This is a genomic window from Algoriphagus locisalis, from assembly GCF_900116615.1.
GTDB classification, from domain to species: domain Bacteria; phylum Bacteroidota; class Bacteroidia; order Cytophagales; family Cyclobacteriaceae; genus Algoriphagus; species Algoriphagus locisalis.
The window spans coordinates 69,552-88,313 of record NZ_FPBF01000005.1; the positions used below are offsets into that span (position 1 = coordinate 69,552).

Here is an 18,762-nt window from a genome sequence, read left to right on the forward strand (position 1 = left end):
CTATACCACATTTGCAACGTCGGACTGCAACCCGTGGGATTTCCAATCTGGATTTATGCCAACTGCTAACCGCCACCCGAAACTTCCGTTTCCATCTTGCTGGCAATACGCTTCCGCCTCCGAAAGACGACTACGGGCCAGCGCTGGTGAACAAATATCTCTTTAAAACCTAGGGTTGAAACCCTAGGCTATTAAAAAGGCCGTGGGCATGAACGATATTGGAAAAGTGGCTACAAATAACCTACCTGCCAAAGGCATCATCACTGCAACTCCTCCCATTTTAAATTTCTAATCAAGCTCTTCCTTCGGTCGTATTCTGTCATCCAGAGGCTGAAGATGAACTGTTTACCCAACCACGCCATCAATTAATGGAGACAGCAATGGCCAGAAGGGAAGGAAATTACATTATCAGAATTTATAGAATTATTTAGTTTACCTAGCATATACAGCACATTTAGTGCAGACCGCACATTCAATTGATAGCCAATGTGATAAACCTGAATTTTCCTGCATGTTTAACCTAAAACCCATATACATATGGCAAAACAAACAGGAATAATTACACTGAAAGGTCCAGTAGGAAGATTGTCTTTTTACAAGACCAGAGATGGCTATCTGGCCCGGGAAAAGGGCGGGGTAGAAAAATCCAGGATTATGAATGATCCTCGGTATGCGAGAACCCGCGAGAATATCCGGGAGTTCACCGACAATGCCAACTCCTCCAAATTACTCAGGGATGCCCTGCGTCCTGTGATCTCGAAAATTGGGGATACCCGATTGAATCTCCGAATCACTAGAGCTATGATGAAAGTGCTGAAAGCAGATCTCGTGAATGTGAGAGGAGATAGAAAGGTGAGAGAAGGGGATTGGAATCTGATGAAGGATATGGAGATGAACGCTGCATCCTCCCTCGGAAGTACCCTTTTCTTTGATATCAGTCAGAGCGATACAGCAGCAGCCTTCGAAATTGGTTTACCGGCTTATACTCCTCAGGATTTAATAGCCATTCCGGAAGGGGCAACCCACTACCGGATCACCGCAACGGGTGTGGGGCTGGATTTTGAGCAGGGAACACGGTCTTTGGTAAGTGCTTCCACTGGCTCAATTACAGTTTTGAATCCGGCATTGCCACAGACCCTCACAGTGGATAAAACCCAGTTGAGCGGAACCCACTTTGTTTTTGTGCTAAGTGTGGAATTTATCCAGCAGGTCAACAGCGTTGAGTACTCCCTGAATAATGGGGCTCATAATGCTGCCAAAATTCTGGGCGTAGCTACGGTCTAAAATGAGACTGGTACTTCACAGAAAGTACAAAGCAACAGTTACCCTTGGGAGATTATTTCTCGGGCAGAAGCAGCTCTGCTTCACCCGGGAGCCTCCCAAGGCCTGCTTTGATACTGGGAAAACCTGTCTGGAAGAAGGGGTTTATGAGTTGGAACACGGCCTAGGTCTGTGTCTTCACAGACCGAAAAGTGCAATAATAGAAGGACTCAACCGCCTCGGTTCTTGTCTCCACGAACCGATAAGTTGCATGGAAGAAGGAGTCTATGAGCTAGAAGCTATTCATTCTGAGGCAAAAGGATGGGAGGTAGGAGTTGAAGAAAAAGGAAAGATCTCCAGTTACCCAGGAGATGAAAAGCTGGAATCCTACTCCATCTATCCAGTCACCAGCTATAGAGCTGATGGTACTCCTCTGTTCACCAAACTGGCCTTCCTGCAATTGATGGAAAGGCTAGAGCTTGAATGGGAGCGGGGGGAAGTGGTAGAGTTACAGATTGTATCGGAAGGAATTCCTTATCTATTGGAATCATGTCTGGAGCAGAGCTACTCTTAAGTCTGGCCGGGGTGGTGACGATGATGCTGCTTTCGGTGATCGCTTACTTTCTAAAGCTGCTGATCGAGGATACCCGGCAGCTGAGGGATGAGTTGGCCAAGCTGAAGGAGCTCTTTATCCGATTGGAAGCCGAGCAGGCTTTGATGAAAACGGTCATGCAGCGAAGCCGCAGTCCGCCTAAGAGGAAAAGCATTTGAATAATGCGTCATTGCGAGAAGGCTGAAAGCCGACGTGGCAATCTCATTGTATTTGGCACTTCAAAGGTTGAGACTGCCGCGGCTCGTACCTCACCTCGCAGTGACGGTGCTTTGATCCAACACCCGTCATCGGTCATCGGTCATCCGACATCCGACACCGGTCTCCATAACACTTAACACTTAACATTTTAACACTTAACATTCCAACCATGAACATACTCACAGAAGTAAAACAACGCGCCACAGCGCCCACACCGCCCTTTTTTCAAAAGGTAAAAAAGGCAGGATTGATCATCGCCGCCATCGGCACTGCTGTACTCACAGCACCCGGTACGGTTCCGGCTATATTGCTGACTTATGCAGGTTATGCAATTACAGCTGGTACTGTCCTGGTCAGCATCTCCCAGCTCACTGTGGATGAGCAGAGGTTGGAAGAGAAGTTGATGGCTACGGTTCAGTAAAGTGTATTGATTTTATAATGCAAAACCCGGACAGAAATTCTGTTCGGGTTTTTTATCCTTAGGTTTTAAATGTCTATAAATATTTGATATTCATGCTTTTAAGTTTTTATTTTTAAAAAAAATATGTATATCCGCTTTCTTACTAGTAAAGAGATAATAGCAGTATAGAATTTGGTTAACTCTAGAATTGAGGCCGCTTTGGTCTTCGGTCATTGGTCTTCCGACCAGATTAGCGAAGGATCTAAGGTGACTGGCATCATTGCGGATAATCATATAAACAAAATACTCAAGTTTATCTAAGTGTCAAACAAACAGAAGCGCGTCTCAATTAAAAAGTAAAATTAACGCAAGTACTATACTTAGCACGTTGGTTTTTTGCAAAGCATCTCTGAAGGTATGTAAAGCTAAGTTGAGGTGGTTTTCTACGGTCTTTGTAGATATCCCTAATTCATCCGAAATTTCCTTATGTGAAAGACCTTTGATCCTTGAGAGTTCAAATACTTCCCTTCTGCGTTCGGGTAGGTCAAGAAGAGTCTCATCCAGCATATTTTTTAGATCCTTGTAATCCATGTCCTCTTGGACATTATTGCATGGCACGATCAAACTCATCTGATATTCCTGAGTAGCCCGGAGTTTGATCTTCTTTTTGAATTCATCAATAATTATATTTTTGCTTATCTTATAAATATAGGAGTTGAGATTTTTTTCTGAATCCAACATAGTTCTACTCAACCATAATTTGACAAATACCTCTTGGGTGATCTCTTCCGCATCTGACTCAGCTAGCCCGTACTTTCTGCAGAATAGGAAAATTTTCTTATGAAATAATTCATATATCCCGTCAAACGCTCCTTTGTCGCCTTGCTTCAAACTACATACAAGGTTCTTGATGTGCTGATCCATAAAACTTGGAATTGTCTAAAAACTTTGAAAATGAAAGGCGATATGATTGAAATTATTTTTTGAATATAAGAAAAGTAAGCTAAAAATTTTACTGAACATGATATTTAAACACTATTTTATTGCAATATGGGGGTTAGACAAGGGTAAGCATGTTTTTTTTTAAAACCCTTTGGGGGCATGCTATCTTTTTTCAGTACTACTAAAAACAAGTAAAATGAACCCGGAATTAGTAAAAAAATTCTTTGAAGGGAAATGCAGCCCAGAAGAAGTACATCAGGTGTTGATCTGGATCAATTCAGAGGATGGAGCTATGGATCTAGAGGATGAGTTAGAAAAATTCGAGGGTACAGAAAATGCAAATTCGATCAGAAGTAAAGCAATGCTGGAAAAGATCCATCAACGTATTATGGATTCTGAAAATGAATTATCTCCTAAGAGAAAAGCCAAGGTAAGAAGTCTGAAGGATCAGACTAAACCAACAACTACTTTTTTTCATAAATGGAAATTAGGAGTAGCTGCATCAATTATACTCACTATGGTTGCTTCTGCGGTTTGGTTGTTTTCGAGTCGAAGAGAAGTTCATTCAGAAGCAAATGTTCCAGCTCAAATTGAATACCTGACTAGGGTGACCCAGGCAGGGGAGAAGTTAACTCTTAAACTGAATGATGGAAGTGTGATTCAGATGAATTCAAATAGTAAAGTACGGTTTCCGAAGTCATTTTCAGAAAATAGCAGAGATGTGTACATGCAAGGGCAGGTTTTCTTTGATGTGCAGCGTGATGAAAGCAAACCATTTCTTGTGCATTCTAAAGGGCTGGTCACTAGTGTATTGGGCACTTCCTTTTCCATTCAGGAAGATTCGATTTCCCAGTTTAGTCAGGTGGCAGTGCTTATAGGAAAAGTAAAAGTTTCAAAGTCTGAAGAGGAAGGTAGGTCTGGGGAAAGCCTTGGGCTATTTCTAGAGCCTATGGATGCCGCTAGGTTTGATGGAACACAAGGGTCCTTAGAGCAGATCAAGGTAGATTATGACCAAGCATTTGCTTGGAAAGATAATGTGATAGTTTTCCGCGATGCATCATTTGATGAAGTCATCAGAAGATTGGAGAATTGGTATGGAGTGAGTTTCCAACAGAATCGAGAGTTTAAAAACCAAAAAGAATACACGGGGAACTTTGATAACCAATCTCTTGAAGACGTATTGATTGGACTTTCCTTCACGTATGATTTCCAATTTGAGATAAATAAATCAACAATAATCATTCATTAAAAAAAGTGCCTATGCAGATATGAAAAAGCTTACAAACAAAAAGACCATCGATCAAAGCTGGATTTTGCCGTGCAGCGATGACCAATGATCTAATTGATTACAGACAACAAATTATTATCTATAAACAGGATTATTATGAAGTCAAAGTTACTGAAAAAAATTGTAACCATGGGAAAATATGCCTTTCTCGGAATGGTACTTCAGTGCTTCTTTTTAAGCACTCTCTTGGCTAGCGAAAGCAGTGGTCAGACAAAAATGGAAGAAGTTTTTGTCACCATTCATCAAAAGCAATTGCCTATAAATGAAGTCTTCCAAAAAATAGAAAGTGAAACGGATTTCTTGTTTTCCTTCAGGAAACAGGATATCAAAGGTTCACACTATGCTAATGAGAAAATTGGAGAGAAAATTTCTGTTGAAAGCCTCTTACAGGAAATTTCAAAGGAATCCAACTTAAAATTTAAACAAGTCAATAATACCATTCATGTAGGTGTTAAGACCACTGAACCCCTAGTCCAAGAGCTGGTGGAAGCTGTATTGGTCACAGGTACTGTGGTAGATGAAAATCAGCTTCCTATGCCTGGAGTTACCGTCACTGTACGTGGAACTACTACTGGAACGGTCACAGATGTAGATGGTAATTTTTCCATAGACGCCCCTGCTGATGGTTCATTGATCTTTTCATTTATCGGTTATGCTAGCCAGACTATAGAGATCGGAAGTCAAAGCATCATCAATGTGACCTTAGCAGAAGACACCCAGGCGCTAGATGAGATCATAGTCGTGGGATATGGTACCCAGAAAAAAGTGAATCTAACCGGTGCTATTACAGCTGTAAAAACAGATGAAATAAATGATATTCCCGCCACGAATCTTTCCAATACTCTTGCAGGTAGAGCTCCCGGTGTAAATGTCACAGGAACTTCCGGTTTGTCAGGGGCGTCTTCTTCCATCCGTATTAGAGGGAGCTTTGGTGATCCTTTGTATGTGATAGATGGAATAGTTAGGGATAAGGATGCATTTGATGCGCTGAACGCGAATGAAGTAGATAATCTTAGTTTCTTAAAAGATGCTGCTTCAGCTTCTATTTATGGTTCACGTGCAGGAAATGGAGTTGTACTGGTCACTACCAAAAAAGGTACTGAACAAAAGATGACAGTTGGATTGCAGACTTCTTATACGATGTACAATCCTACCCAAGAGCTCCTTTCTGATAAAACTACTGCCACCGACGAATTGATCTATCAGAATAGAGTCGCGGAATTTTTAGGAACAACGCTTCCAAATGGACCTGAAGAATTCGCCTATTTTGAAAATAGAAGTTATAATGTGAATGACTTTATCTGGCAAAACCCTTCCAGTCAAAATTATATTCTAAGTGTAACAGGAGGAAATGACAAACTCACCTACTATTCTATGTTGGGCTTTCTAGGTGAAGAAGGTGCTTATAAAAGTGTGGACCATGGGAAGTTTAACCTGAGAACCAATGTCTCCGCAAAAATCACGGACAGGATCACTTTGGATCTGAATGTTGCAGCTACACAGCAGAATCATGACCGGTTTTACTGGCCTTTTACTGGCGATGATGATTATGATGTCTCAGATTTATACAGGGTAAGTTTCAACTGGCCAAAGGTATATCCTTTCTATACTGAAGCTGACGGTACACCTGCAGATTATGTAACCGACTTTCCTCTGCAGACTCCTATGGGCAGCTGGCAGGCCTGGAGTGTTATTGATCAGATCGTAGGAGACCGCTACATCAAAACCAGAAAGCGTCAGGTAAACTCAATTTTATCATTAAATATAGATTTGAGTGATGCGATAGAGGGACTTTCCACCCGAGTGGTAGGAAGTTATCTGGCAGAGGACTACATGAGAAAAAAGTATCTGACCTATCAGAAAAATTATGTGTTTACCCAGGCAGATCCTGATGGAAATAGATTTATTCCGGCTGCGCCTGATCCTAATAATATCAACATCTTTAATTTTAGCCAAAACCAGGAATTTTTGGACTACGAGCTAGAGACCGCCTGGAGTTACCAGTTTGATTGGTTTTTAAATTACAATAGAACGTTTGGTAAAAATGGGATTACAGTTATGCTCGTCTATGAGCAGGCAGAAAACGGCGCCTATGGAGCATATGCCAGAGCAGAAGATCCTGTGACAAATTACGATCAGGATTTTGTGTACTCTCAAGATGCTGAGCGTAGATATGGCAATGGCTGGGAAGAAATAGGAGCCAGACAATCATTGATCGGTAGAGCCAATTACAACTTTGATGAGAAGTACATTGCTGAGTTTTCTTTTAGATACGATGGAAACACACTATTTCCAAAAGGCAACCGCTGGGGATTCTTTCCTTCTGTTTCTGCAGCATGGAGACTGGCAGCAGAGGATTTTATGGCGGGCACTTCCAGCTGGTTGGATGATCTGAAATTAAGAATGTCTTATGGTACTACAGGTAATGACTTGGATGTAAATAACAACAGAATCAGTCCTTTTTCATTTAGAAATACGTATAGCAATGGAGGTAGTTATATTTTTGGTGATCAACTTTATACCAGCATAAGACCCGGTGCAACTCCTAATCCGAATTTGACTTGGGCAAGTTCAACCACTTATAACCTAGGGTTAGATTTTGAGTTGATCGATACCAGATTGGTAGGATCCATTGACGCATTCTATAAGCAGGAGGTAAATATATTGGGATCGAGGCTGGTGACCCTTCCCGATAATTATGGACAATCACTGGCTCCTGAGAATTATGCCGAAAGATCCTGGAAAGGAGGGGAACTTGCATTGATGTGGAGAGATCAAACTGGAAGCGGAAAACTCAAGTATTCTTTCTATGGGAATTTGGGTTATGCCCGTGATCAATGGGATAAACTGGATCAGGATCCTATTTTTCTACCTGGCGGCAACCGGGCATCTGAAACCCAAATCGGTCAGCCTAGTGGAAGAATATTTGGATTGCGTTCGCTGGGTATTATTAGAACCCAAGAGCAGTTGAATTCTCTGTTGGAGTCTGGATTGAAGCAATACGGCCGTGATCCCTATTTGGGAGGTCTATACTTTGAAGATATCAGAGGTGATGGTTTTTCTCCTGGACCTGATGGTAAAATCGATGGAAACGATTTCCAGCTACTTTCTAATAATGCTACTCCTAGGATAAATTATGGATTTGGCTTTGACCTGGATTGGAACAATTTCTCTTTGAATGCGCATTTCCAGGGAGTAGGAGTATATGACAGAATTATCAGCAATCAGGAAGGTGCAGGTATGAGACAGCATGGAGGTTCTATAAGACCATATTACCCGATATGGGCAGATGATGTATGGACCCCAGAAAACCCAGACGGTAAATATCCACGTCCTGTTGGTCAGAATTGGTATGAATCAGGAACAGGTGCTACTTCATTCTGGATCAAAAATGGCGCTTATCTAAGGTTGAAAAATCTGAATCTGGGCTACAATATCCCAAATAAAGTACTTTCCAACTTTAATATTCTAAGTGCTAAAATTTTCTTTAACGGCACCAATTTATTTGCCATATCTGAAGTAAAAGAATTCCAGGACCCTGAGCAGAGAAACTATGATTCCTTTCCTCTAATGAGATCTTTTACCCTTGGTCTTGATGTTAAATTTTAAAGAAACTTCAATGAAACGAATACTATATATACTCGGATTTATTATCATCTCCACAGGCTGTTCTGACTTTCTTGAAATAGAGGATATCAATAATTATAGCCCTGATCTGGTATGGAGTGATCCAAACTTAGCCAATGCTTACATGGCAAATTTATATTCCATGTTTGGGAACTGGAATTCTGGGGCTGACAGGTCAAGTCAGCAAATTGCCGGGATTTCCTGGTATGCAGATCGTATCACGATCTCTAACGGGGATTACAAAGACTGGAACTACGGTAGAATACGCTTGATAAATCAGGCAATCCAAGACGTAAATGCCGGCGCACTTGACCAGGAGGTTAAAGATAACATTACAGGGCAAGCACTATTTATGAGGGCTTATACCTACTTCAATATGGTGATGTACCATGGGGGAGTTCCTTATGTAAAAGTGCCTCAGGACAGGTACGAAGATGATTTGTTTGTGGCCAGGAATTCTACTGCCGAATGCTTTGATTTCCTAATTGAAGATTTAGATCAGGCAATCAGCCTGCTTCCAGAGAACATCCCTTCATCCTCAGGTGATTTTGGGAAAGTTGATGGCAGTTTCGCACTGGCTTTCAAAGCTAAAGTCTTGCTTTATAAGGCATCACCTCAATTCAATCCTTCCAGTCCATTTGATAATAGCTATTGGGAGGAAGCACAGGCTGCAAATAAAGAGGCTTACGAGACACTCAGCGCTTTTGGTTATGGCTTGGCAGATGAATATTCTGAAATTGCACTGGATGAAGGAAATAGGGAAACAGTCTTCTCGGTGATCAATAGTTATCCGAACAAAATAGCAAGTTGGGATCACGGAGTCAGACCAGGGTCGGAAAGCCGGGGACCTGCGTCGGCTTGTCCAACTTGGGAATTTATACAAGAATTTCCTATGCTGGATGGAAAACTATACGATGATCCTACAGGTGAGTATTACATGACTGATGAGGAGTTTCTCCAAAACTATTGGAAGAACAGAGACCCCAGATTTGATCAATCCATCGTATGGAATGGTAAAGTATATGAAGTATCCGGAAAAGCAGGTAAAAGACAATATACTTCCTTGGGAATTGCGCATGAGTTAGATGACTTTGGAATCAATCCAAACGCAGGTATCAATTCGACTAATTTGGATAGGTACACTGGTTTCTTCATCCTTAAAAACAGTTTATTGAATCTGACCCAACCTGAAGTGCAGCAATATGACGTGGATTACGTGTTGATGCGTTTTGCAGAGGTGATGTTGAATTACGCGGAAACTGCGAATGAAACAGGTGATATGGCAACGGCTATGAATATCCTTAAGGAAATCAGGGAAAGAGCAGGAATTCTGCCGGGTGATGACGGCAATTATGGAATCAGTGCTACTAATCGTGAGGATATGCGTGAAGCTATCTTAGCTGAAAGAAACATTGAATTTGCTTTTGAAGGCCATAGATTTTGGGACCTGAGAAGGCTTAGAATGTTGGATAGGTTAGATGGTGCTACCAAGCACGGTGTAGAAGCAATTGCTATCGATGAAGATGGTACAGAACTTTCCTTGGCTCAAGGTAGAGAATTGGCCTCTAGCTATTCACTTACTGAAGAAGACTTCAAATATCAGGTTCTACAGGTGCCGAGATCTGGTGTGCAAAGCAGTGTACTACCAGAAAATTATTATTTCTTTCCTATACAGAAAGCTGTATTGGACAGAAATAACCAATTAGAGCAGAATGTTGGCTGGGGAGGTACATTTGAACCTACTTTAGAGTAGAAGTGTCAATCATTCTATTTTCTTAGAGAAGGCTAGTTGAAACTATTCAGCCAGCCTTCTTTTTTTATGTTTTTGTTAGCTCCTGTTTTCATGCTGAGCTGTCTGGCAGGGCCGAAAAATCCTTTTAGCGCAAGTCTTAGGACCTTGTGCTTAAAAAATGTCGGTCTCCTGACTACATTCAATTATTGTTCAAGCTATTTAGAGTACAATAATTGCTTGTTTTTTCTTACTGTTTCCCTAGTTTGTGGGGTATTATCAAGACCCTTTAAGCTAGGATTTGTAATTACATATTTGATTCAATAACCTTAGTGACCTCCTAGGGTCGCACCGTCTACTTCATTTTCTAGGGAAATGGCCCTTTGCTTTTTTCACCGGTTTAAACCCTGTAGCTATACAGTCTTGGGCATTTACAGGGGCAAGGGATAAATATCCATGCCTAAGTACAAACTAAACTGACATTTTTTCATTCTAAAACTGACAAAATTTATACAAAACGACTTTGGCATTTTGCTTGATTTTAGAGTCATAGAATCGCGATTCTTTTACTTGGTATCCTGACTGTCAGAGTCTTGAATGGCCAATTGGACTGTGTAGTCAGGAGGTTTATTTGTTGAACTATTAAATTGTAAAGCAATGAACACATTAATGAAAAGAAACAGTTTAAGCCCCTCTGCTACCTTATTTGATGACTTTCCAAGCAGAGGCTTGTTTGATTGGCTGGATTCGGTTAGCATAGGAAGACCATCCGAAAGCAACGCCCTTCCCCGGGTGAATATTTCAGAAACTGGAAGTGATTTCCGCGTAGAGATGGCAGTTCCGGGCATGAAAAAGGAGGACTTCAGGGTAGAGTTGGACAATAATACCCTGGTTATTAAGGCCGAAACCTCCCAGAATCAAGAGGATAATTACGAAGAGCAACTGGGCTACACCCGCAGGGAATTCAGCTACAGCTCCTTCTCCAGATCCTTTTACCTGCCGAATACCGTGGACAGTGACAGAATAGAGGGTAAGTATGAAGACGGTATTCTCCGCTTGGTAATTCCTAAGAGAGAGGAAGCCAAGAAGAAACCCTCAAGAACTATAAATATTGGGTAATAAAATTCTGACAGTCTCTCATGACTGTCAGAATTTGTTTTCTGATGATCAAAACACTAAAAGCTTTTTTGCAAAGAGCTAGCTTATTGCCCTTTGACTGTCAGTTGTTTTGAATTTTACCTCGAAGGCAGAATTGATGCTACCCCTATGATGTGTAACCAAAAAATAGCGTAAAAATGAATAAAAATTCTTTTCTGGATTATTATAAAACCATACTCGAGAAAGTGAGTTTTGATCGCCGCTTATTTAGTAAAGAGTATAGCAAGGCCAAACAGATGCTCGGTGCATCCGAAAGCAGGGAATTGGATTACTGGCTAAAAAGCAAAGGATTAACACAACAGTTAGAGGCGGTTTCCTCTCAGAGAACCGGGGCTTGGGGATTTTCGCGGCAGCAAAAAGCGAATAATGCTAGCGCCCAAACAGAAAACAGTAGAAGTAGGCTCAGGCAATCCTCCTAAAGTAGCTTTAAGGAAGTCTTGCTAAAATGGATTTAAGTCTTCAGGTATCATGGGGAATAAGCAGATAACATTTTTTCCAAAAAAGCTTCGTTGAACCACAATTTTATTAAATTTCACAGTAGAATACTCCATTTTTACAATGTCTATCAGTGAAATGTGTAATTAAACCAGCAATGAATAAATTTTTACTATCCCTTAGCCTTATTTTCTTTTCGGCAGGTATTGCATCTGCCCAGGACGACGCTGCCGAATTGGCAAAAAAACTTGCCAATCCCATCGCATCCCTGATATCTGTTCCTTTTCAGAATAACACAGATTATGGGATCGGAGAGTTTAATGGAACGAGAAATACCATGAACATTCAGCCGGTAATTCCCATTTCCATCTCTAAGGATTGGAATATGATCACCCGAGTGGTTCTACCTGTGGTGACACAATACAGTATCACTGCCCCAGGCGAAAAGCAATCAGGTTTGGGAGATGCTGTGATGTCTGCATTCTTTTCTCCTGCGAATTCCGAGAAGTTGACTTGGGGAGTTGGCCCTGCTCTACTGATCCCGACAGGCACCAATGATTTCCTAACAACCGAAAAATTTGGAATGGGGCCAACAGCTATTGCGCTTAAGCAGGTAAATGGCTGGACTATCGGTGCCCTAGTCAATCAAATCTGGTCTGTGGCTGGAAACGCTGATCGCCCTGATGTCAGCCAGATGTTTGTGCAGCCTTTTGTAAACTATAATTGGAAATCCGGCGCAGGAATCGGTGCAAATATGGAGTGGACCCAAAACTGGGAAGCTTCTACGGCTACAGTATGGCTAAACCCAACGATTTCTGCGGTGACTAGTCTTGGAAAACAGAAAACTCAATTTGTGGTAGGGCCAAGATTAAATCTCGCGGCACCGGATGGTGGTAAGGCTGATTGGGGCTGGAGAGCCGTGGTGATTTTCCTTTTCCCGAAGTAGGTAAGCCGATAGATAATTCAATAGTAATGCTAAGCGCAGTTTCGATTTACTTCGGGGCTGCGCTTTTTGTTTTATGTGATTCCACCAATCACAGATCGTGCCCTTGGCACTCTGATAGTATAATTTGAATTCCCGTGACCAGCATTTCTTTACGCTCATTCTGCGCCGATCCTACACGCACCTTTGGTGCTAGTAAAAGATTAATAAGTTGGGTGATAAAATACCACTGGGTTTGTTATGTGGGGAGCGGTGGGAGGACGGAATAGCGGGGGTGCGGCTGTTTGCGGGTAGAAGCATTATTCCGTCTTGGGCTTTTGGTACTTTTGGGCCAAGCCAAAAGTACGATAGATAGAAAGCCTCAGAATTAAATAATATGTATATCCGCAATTGCACCAGTAAAAGGTAAAAAGCGACTTAATTTAGGTTAAACACAAGCTTTGCTGGTACTTCAGCCTGTCCCGCCACTGCGGGAGTCACCCGTCATCCCCGCCTGCCATCGGGCAGGGGTCTTCCAGCCTGATAAGCAAAGTAAAAGAGGTCACTGGCATCATTGCGAATAATCAGGTTAAATAAGATTGAATTTAATAGCGAGGTACCTAAAGCCACAGCGCTAAATATTTATGGCTTACCGCTACCCAGATTTGGTTCCACCTATTCTGGCAGATGCTACTTGTACTTATGATGCTAGTATGAATAGGTTTTTTTCTCACATTCCTCTGAATTTGTGGACACTCAAAAGGAGACTGATTACTCTGACTGAAAGCTCTCAGTTTTGGATTTGAATAGTACAAAATCTTACTGGTCTGTGTCCAATCTTCTGATTTAATTAGCCAAAAGTTCTATTTTTTGACATTAATCTCTTAATTTTTAGTCAGTACTCCGTTTTTGCTCTAATTTTATAATGAATATTAAACCAAGCTTGTTTGTCCTAATCCGAGGTTATGAAGAATTTTAAGCTAAACCAACTAGGTATTGCCCTACTTTTTTGCTCATTTGGAGTGGTTTCAAATACATTTGGCCAGGGAGCCCAAAAGATTTTTAACCCCCTTTACGAAGACTATTACGACAGTCTAAAAAACATGGACTATCCCTATGTTTTCCCTTTTCTAGGAGCGGGAGCGGCCAAGCGGGGATATGACCTACCGTATGCATGGGGAGCCAGTGCGATTTATTTCACCCAGCAACAGCAGATTTTAATAGAAAGCACTGCAGTAGGATTCGGTGGTTCAGAACTGGTAGATATCAGTCAGTTTATCAAATTTGGTCCTACTATAGCCACTACTAATGCCTATTCTTTTCGTCCCGATGTTTGGGTTTTGCCCTTTTTGAATATCTATGGAATCTTAGGTGGAGGTACTACCAGTACTCAAGTAACTCTACTCGATCCGATTAGCTTTCAGACAGAGCAAAACTTCTCGGTCAGTAGCTATGGACTTGGGGCTACCTTGACAGCAGCAGCCGGTCCGGTCTGGTTTGCCTGGGACAACAACTACAATTTTGCTGATGTGGAAGTAGTGGTAGAGCCGGTCCCGGCTTTCAACAGCAGTTTCCGGGTAGGTCATACCATCCCATCCATTTCCAATCCCCAGCGGAATTTATCCGTCTGGGCAGGGACGTTCTTTCAGGTAATCCAAAACGATACCCAAGGTTCGATTCCGGTGTCCAGTCTGGTTCCGGGTTTGGGGGATGGTGCCGCTATAGACCGACTGAATGAATGGGCGGATGATCTTCCTCCGGCTCAACGGGTGGTAGCCAAACAGATTATCGATAAAATTGAAGATGCTGCATCAGGTATAGACCCTGGCGATGCTTTGATAGAATACAGGCTCGACAAGAAAGTGGCGGCCCCTTTCAATCTGATATTTGGGGCCCAATACCAGTTTGACAAGCGGTGGATACTGAGATCAGAATTGGGGGTATTTGGAAAGAGAAGCCAGTTTTTGCTAAATCTTAACTATAGATTTCCGGGCTTTTTCAAGAAGAAGTCCTAGTATGAATAGCTTCGATAAAGGGGTGGAATAATGACATAAAAATTAGAATCTTTTTTTTCCTAAAAACTGGCCAAAGCAGTATAAGATATGGTAAAAAATAGTAATCAGGCCTCTTCGGTCACCCGTCTTCGGTTTTCAGACAAAACGTTGGCTAATGACATCAATGTTACTTATCATAAAAAGTATAATTGTTTGATCAAGTTTTGTTTGTCTTTCGGACTTTTCATGTCCCTGGTCACTGTTTCCCAGGCCCAGGTAATTATGAGTCTGATCTTTGGAGACAAGCTGAATAATGAAGATAATCTCTTTGGGATTCACCTGGATTACAGCTGGAACAACATGTCTTTGTCAGGCGCTCAGGATCCAATGGGATCTTTTAACCTCGGACTTTTTTATACCCATAAGTTTGATGAGAATTGGCATCTTAACCTTGATCTGATGGCTAAGTATCAGCGAGGTGCCGCAGGCATAGCTCCATATGACTTAGGAGATCCCAGTCTCAATATGTTTTATGCAAACTCTGAAGTGACCCGTAAGATAAATTACTTCAGTATTCCGGCTACGATGCGTTATGCGTTTCAGGGAACCTACTTTGTGGAATTGGGGCCTCAGATTTCTTTTAGACTCAAAGCACAGGATATTTTTGAAGCGGATCTGACTCAAGGGGATTTGACCTTAGAAAACGATATCAGGGAGGAAGTACAGCGCTTTGATTTCGGATTTGTGTCCGGGGTAGGGATGTATATTGGAAAAGAGAAAGTAAATGCTTTCGGAATTCGCTATCAGGGAGGATTATCTGATGCGATGAAAAATATAGCAGGTAAGCAAAATCATAGTCAGATAGCTTTATATGCCAATCTTCCTATTGGAAGAGGAAAAATGAAGGCTGACTAAGAAATGCCTATAAAAGTATAGTTTATATCTTATGTGCAACTAGTATTTTTAGTATTCAAAACTGATGTCTATGAAGTTTATTTACACAGTAATTGTTTTTATGCTCCTAGTCAATGCTTCTACTGCGCAGGAGAAGGAAGAGAAGGAGAAGCTCAGTATGAAGGTCTTCAAGGACTCTCTGGACGGAAAACTTGACATGAGTGATTTTTTGATCAATTTTCATGGGTTTATTCCCGTAGCCCAGATAGTTACGGAACCTGCACTTGGGGGTATTGGGGTAATGCTGACACCTATATTCATTCAGCCAAATAAGCATCAGGATCTGGGAGAATTTGTTCCTCCGGATATTACTGCTGCTTTTGTGGGAATTACCGGGAATAAAACCTGGGGAATAGGCGCTTTACGAATCGCTTCCCTGCCAAAACAGCATCTGAAATATAGGCTCGGTGCTGTTTATGGAGATGTCAATATGGATTTTTTCAGAAATATTCCCGTTGTAGGCGAGCAAAAGTTTCCGTTTAATTTTAATACCACAGCTGCATTTGCTTCAGTGCTTAGACAGATAGGGGAAACTCAATTATTTGTTGGTCTGGAATACCTGTATCTGCATAATAAGGTCAGGCCGGATTTTGATTTTTTGCAATTACCTGATTTCATCGATGACAAAGCGCTGGACAATAACCTCAGCAGTGTTGGGATTGCCATGGAATTTGACAAGCGGGACAATGTTTTTTCCCCTAATAAAGGATTATATGTTGTTTCAGATTTTAGAATGAATGGTGCCTGGACAGGAAGTGATTATACCTATCAAAATTGGAATATCGCTGCATTCCAATATTTCCAGTTTGCTCCTAAGTTGGTGAGTGGATTTAGGGCTGAAGGTAAATTACAGTTTGCTGATGCACCTTTCTATGTGAAACCAGGTATTAGTTTACGGGGAGTACCATTGGCCAGGTATCAGGGAGATCAGACCTTTTTGCTGGAGACAGAGCAGCGTTATGATTTTACAGATCGTTGGAGTGCGGTGGGATTTGTAGGTGCGGCCAAAGCTATTACCAAGGAGCTTTCCTTCTCGGAGGCTGATCTGGTATATAATTATGGTACAGGGTTCCGGTACTTGATCGCCAGAAAATTCGGTTTAAGAACAGGAGTAGATGTGGCTTGGTCCAATGAGGATTTTGGATGGTATATTGTATTTGGATCTGCCTGGAATAATAGGAATTAAGTCAAAATAAGTAAGTCACTTATTCAAAATAGGACGGAGTGCTGATCTGGAAAAAACCTTCAGTTTCACTAGTTATTATAATTGCATCTGGAGCTCAGCCGGTTCTGATTTTTATGTATTGCAAACTGCTATACATACTTTTTGATAAATTGGCCTTGCATAAAATCGCCGTTGTGAGAAATAAAGCTTACTTATTTGTTATTTTGATCTATGCTTCATTAGCTTGGCAGAGTTCCTTTGCTCAGACCGATACTACAGCAATAGAAAATCAACAAGAGGTCTGGCCTGAATTGAATGTCTATTATAGAATAAACGATAATTTTCGGATATTTTCTACGCTTTCGGGCACAAAAGAAAGTAGCTCTTCATACAGTGAAGGAGCATATTCCATCTACTTAGATTATTTCGGATTGAAGGCACCCATTTCCAAATTAAACTTTGTAGGTCGTGAAGAGCAATTTCGGTTCCGCCTACGTGGTGGTTATTTGTATTCGAGAACTCCTCCCACGGTGGAAGATGAGATAAAATCCCACACCATAAGATTTCAGACTTCAAATACCTTTTCGATGAGCCCAAAGTTTAGAGCTTACTACAAGGGGAAATTGGATATGGTCATTTCTAACGGCGACTTTAATGCTAGGTATATTCCTCATCTCAGGCTGGAGCGGGATTTCAAAACCGAATATTTGACATTTTCTGGATACACCTTTGTGGAAAGATATCTTGACTTTCAGGGTAGGGATCTGGATAGAACCCGGGTTGCTGCAGGAGCAAATCTCAGGGTAAGTAAAATAATCGATTTTGAGATTTATTATCTGTACCAGTTTAAAAATAAAGCTAATGTCCCCAATGTAATTGCTATAGGTTCCCGGTTGAAGTTTTACTTATCCAGAAAAGTTAAAGTTTCCGAGCCTGAAGCTGATCTTAGCCGACCCAGTATTGAGGGATCGAGTTTTTAGGACTTGGTTATGTGGGGAGTTTTTCTCGTTTTAGGAGAATAGGGCTGATGTTAACTTGAAACCTTTAAAAATGAGCTTAAAGCGCAAGAATTTCCCCCAATGTTTGATTTTGAATAGCTTTTATTTTATTTTTAGTTAGTCCTTATTTATTTATGTGAAAATATTGAGGAAGAGTTATATTTTAAGCAGGGATGATTTCAGAAATAGCTTGAGTGCAAATTCAATAGAATTATAAAAAAGATCATTTAAATAACCCTTAAACTAGACCGCTATGATTTTTTTCACTAGACTAAGAAACTCTATTTTCCTGATTCTTTGTATTACTTTCACAGCTATGGCACAGGAGGAAAAAGAAGAAACTGAGGCCGGTAAAACCTCAGTGGAGCTCTCCCAGCAGGTGATGAATCCTACCACTTTAGCTTGGCAACTCCAACTTGAGGAATTCACCATTTTTGATACGGAAGGGCAGGATGGATTTGCTCAGAATTTCCGCTTCAGGGGAATTATTCCATTGCAGAAAGGATTGTTGCTTCCTTTCCCACAATTGATCCGTGTCATCGCATTTTTCAATACAGCACCTGGAGGGCCTTCAGGCCTAGGTGACGTGACACTTAACCAGTTTTTTATCCTTAGCAAAAAGAGCTGGGGGCAATTCGGAGCTGGATGGAATGCTACCATACCTACTCGGACTTCACCGGAATTGGGGTCAGGACAATTGCAACTGGGGCCAGCAGCTACAGTCACTTTTACCGATCTTGGCAACTGGCAGATGTATTGGATCTGGGAGAATTTCTTCTCGGTGACCGGGAATGACAAATACGGTTCCAACATGTTTGCCGTCCTTCAGCCCAATATCTTTTACACTTGGCCAAATGGAGTATATGCAGGGATAGAGCCAGAATGGCAAATAGATTATAAGACAGGAAAGGTGGCCCTTCCGATGGATTTCAGGCTGGGTTATATCTGGTCTGGCAAGTTGAAATACAATGCTTATGTGGAGCCGGAATTTATGATGTACCGCTCTGAAGGCTATACCCGTAACCTCAACAATTTCGGAATCCGCTTTGGGTTCAGATGGTATTTGCCAATGTGATTTA

Annotated in this window: 16 protein-coding genes; 15 read left to right on the plus strand and 1 reads right to left on the minus strand. The window is 41.5% G+C overall.

Features of this window, described 5'->3' with window-relative positions:
* Positions 1-537: 537 nt before the first annotated feature.
* The 4 genes from BM386_RS14410 to BM386_RS14425 all read left to right on the plus strand — a co-directional run bounded on the left by BM386_RS14410 (position 538) and on the right by BM386_RS14425 (position 2,492).
* Positions 538-1,284 carry a hypothetical protein gene (locus BM386_RS14410; protein ID WP_091695591.1) on the plus strand — a complete coding sequence of 249 codons (747 nt, stop codon included), beginning with the start codon at positions 538-540 and terminating at the stop codon, positions 1,282-1,284.
* 1 nt (position 1,285) lies between these two features.
* Positions 1,286-1,834, plus strand: coding sequence for a hypothetical protein (locus tag BM386_RS14415; protein ID WP_091695593.1), 549 nt, complete (start codon positions 1,286-1,288; stop codon positions 1,832-1,834).
* On the plus strand, positions 1,810-2,031 hold the full coding sequence (locus BM386_RS14420; protein WP_091695595.1) for a hypothetical protein: 222 nt from the start codon (positions 1,810-1,812) through the stop codon (positions 2,029-2,031). Before BM386_RS14415 ends, BM386_RS14420 begins: the two co-directional genes overlap by 25 nt.
* 209 nt (positions 2,032-2,240) lie before the next feature.
* Positions 2,241-2,492, plus strand: coding sequence for a hypothetical protein (locus BM386_RS14425; protein ID WP_091695597.1), 252 nt, complete (start codon positions 2,241-2,243; stop codon positions 2,490-2,492).
* 324 nt (positions 2,493-2,816) lie between these two features.
* Here BM386_RS14425 and BM386_RS14430 read toward each other — a convergent pair whose 3' ends face one another.
* Positions 2,817-3,395: an RNA polymerase sigma-70 factor gene (locus BM386_RS14430; RefSeq protein WP_091695598.1), complete on the minus strand. Its 579-nt coding sequence runs from the start codon at positions 3,393-3,395 to the stop codon at positions 2,817-2,819.
* A gap of 214 nt (positions 3,396-3,609) precedes the next feature.
* On the opposite strand from BM386_RS14430, the gene BM386_RS14435 reads away from it, so the two are divergent.
* The 11 genes from BM386_RS14435 to BM386_RS14485 all read left to right on the plus strand — a co-directional run bounded on the left by BM386_RS14435 (position 3,610) and on the right by BM386_RS14485 (position 18,758).
* Positions 3,610-4,662 carry a FecR family protein gene (locus BM386_RS14435; protein WP_091695600.1) on the plus strand — a complete coding sequence of 351 codons (1,053 nt, stop codon included), beginning with the start codon at positions 3,610-3,612 and terminating at the stop codon, positions 4,660-4,662.
* 135 nt (positions 4,663-4,797) lie between these two features.
* Complete coding sequence (locus BM386_RS14440; protein ID WP_091695602.1) at positions 4,798-8,310, plus strand: SusC/RagA family TonB-linked outer membrane protein; 3,513 nt, start codon at positions 4,798-4,800, stop codon at positions 8,308-8,310.
* 10 nt (positions 8,311-8,320) lie between these two features.
* Positions 8,321-10,081 carry a RagB/SusD family nutrient uptake outer membrane protein gene (locus BM386_RS14445; protein ID WP_091696126.1) on the plus strand — a complete coding sequence of 587 codons (1,761 nt, stop codon included), beginning with the start codon at positions 8,321-8,323 and terminating at the stop codon, positions 10,079-10,081.
* A 633-nt stretch (positions 10,082-10,714) separates the two neighbouring features.
* Positions 10,715-11,176: an Hsp20/alpha crystallin family protein gene (locus BM386_RS14450; RefSeq protein ID WP_091695603.1), complete on the plus strand. Its 462-nt coding sequence runs from the start codon at positions 10,715-10,717 to the stop codon at positions 11,174-11,176.
* A 176-nt stretch (positions 11,177-11,352) separates the two neighbouring features.
* Positions 11,353-11,634 carry a hypothetical protein gene (locus BM386_RS14455; RefSeq protein ID WP_091695605.1) on the plus strand — a complete coding sequence of 94 codons (282 nt, stop codon included), beginning with the start codon at positions 11,353-11,355 and terminating at the stop codon, positions 11,632-11,634.
* A 173-nt stretch (positions 11,635-11,807) separates the two neighbouring features.
* Positions 11,808-12,596, plus strand: a complete 789-nt coding sequence (locus tag BM386_RS14460; protein ID WP_091695607.1) for a hypothetical protein — start codon at positions 11,808-11,810, stop codon at positions 12,594-12,596.
* A gap of 941 nt (positions 12,597-13,537) precedes the next feature.
* Positions 13,538-14,587: a hypothetical protein gene (locus tag BM386_RS14465; RefSeq protein ID WP_091695609.1), complete on the plus strand. Its 1,050-nt coding sequence runs from the start codon at positions 13,538-13,540 to the stop codon at positions 14,585-14,587.
* 87 nt (positions 14,588-14,674) lie between these two features.
* On the plus strand, positions 14,675-15,481 hold the full coding sequence (locus BM386_RS14470; RefSeq protein ID WP_091695610.1) for an outer membrane beta-barrel protein: 807 nt from the start codon (positions 14,675-14,677) through the stop codon (positions 15,479-15,481).
* Positions 15,482-15,551: 70 nt separating this feature from the next.
* Complete coding sequence (locus tag BM386_RS14475) at positions 15,552-16,706, plus strand: BamA/TamA family outer membrane protein (RefSeq protein WP_091695612.1); 1,155 nt, start codon at positions 15,552-15,554, stop codon at positions 16,704-16,706.
* Positions 16,707-16,744: 38 nt separating this feature from the next.
* Complete coding sequence (locus BM386_RS14480) at positions 16,745-17,665, plus strand: DUF2490 domain-containing protein (RefSeq protein WP_091695613.1); 921 nt, start codon at positions 16,745-16,747, stop codon at positions 17,663-17,665.
* 271 nt (positions 17,666-17,936) lie between these two features.
* Positions 17,937-18,758, plus strand: a complete 822-nt coding sequence (locus BM386_RS14485; RefSeq protein ID WP_091695615.1) for a hypothetical protein — start codon at positions 17,937-17,939, stop codon at positions 18,756-18,758.
* Positions 18,759-18,762 lie beyond the last annotated feature (4 nt).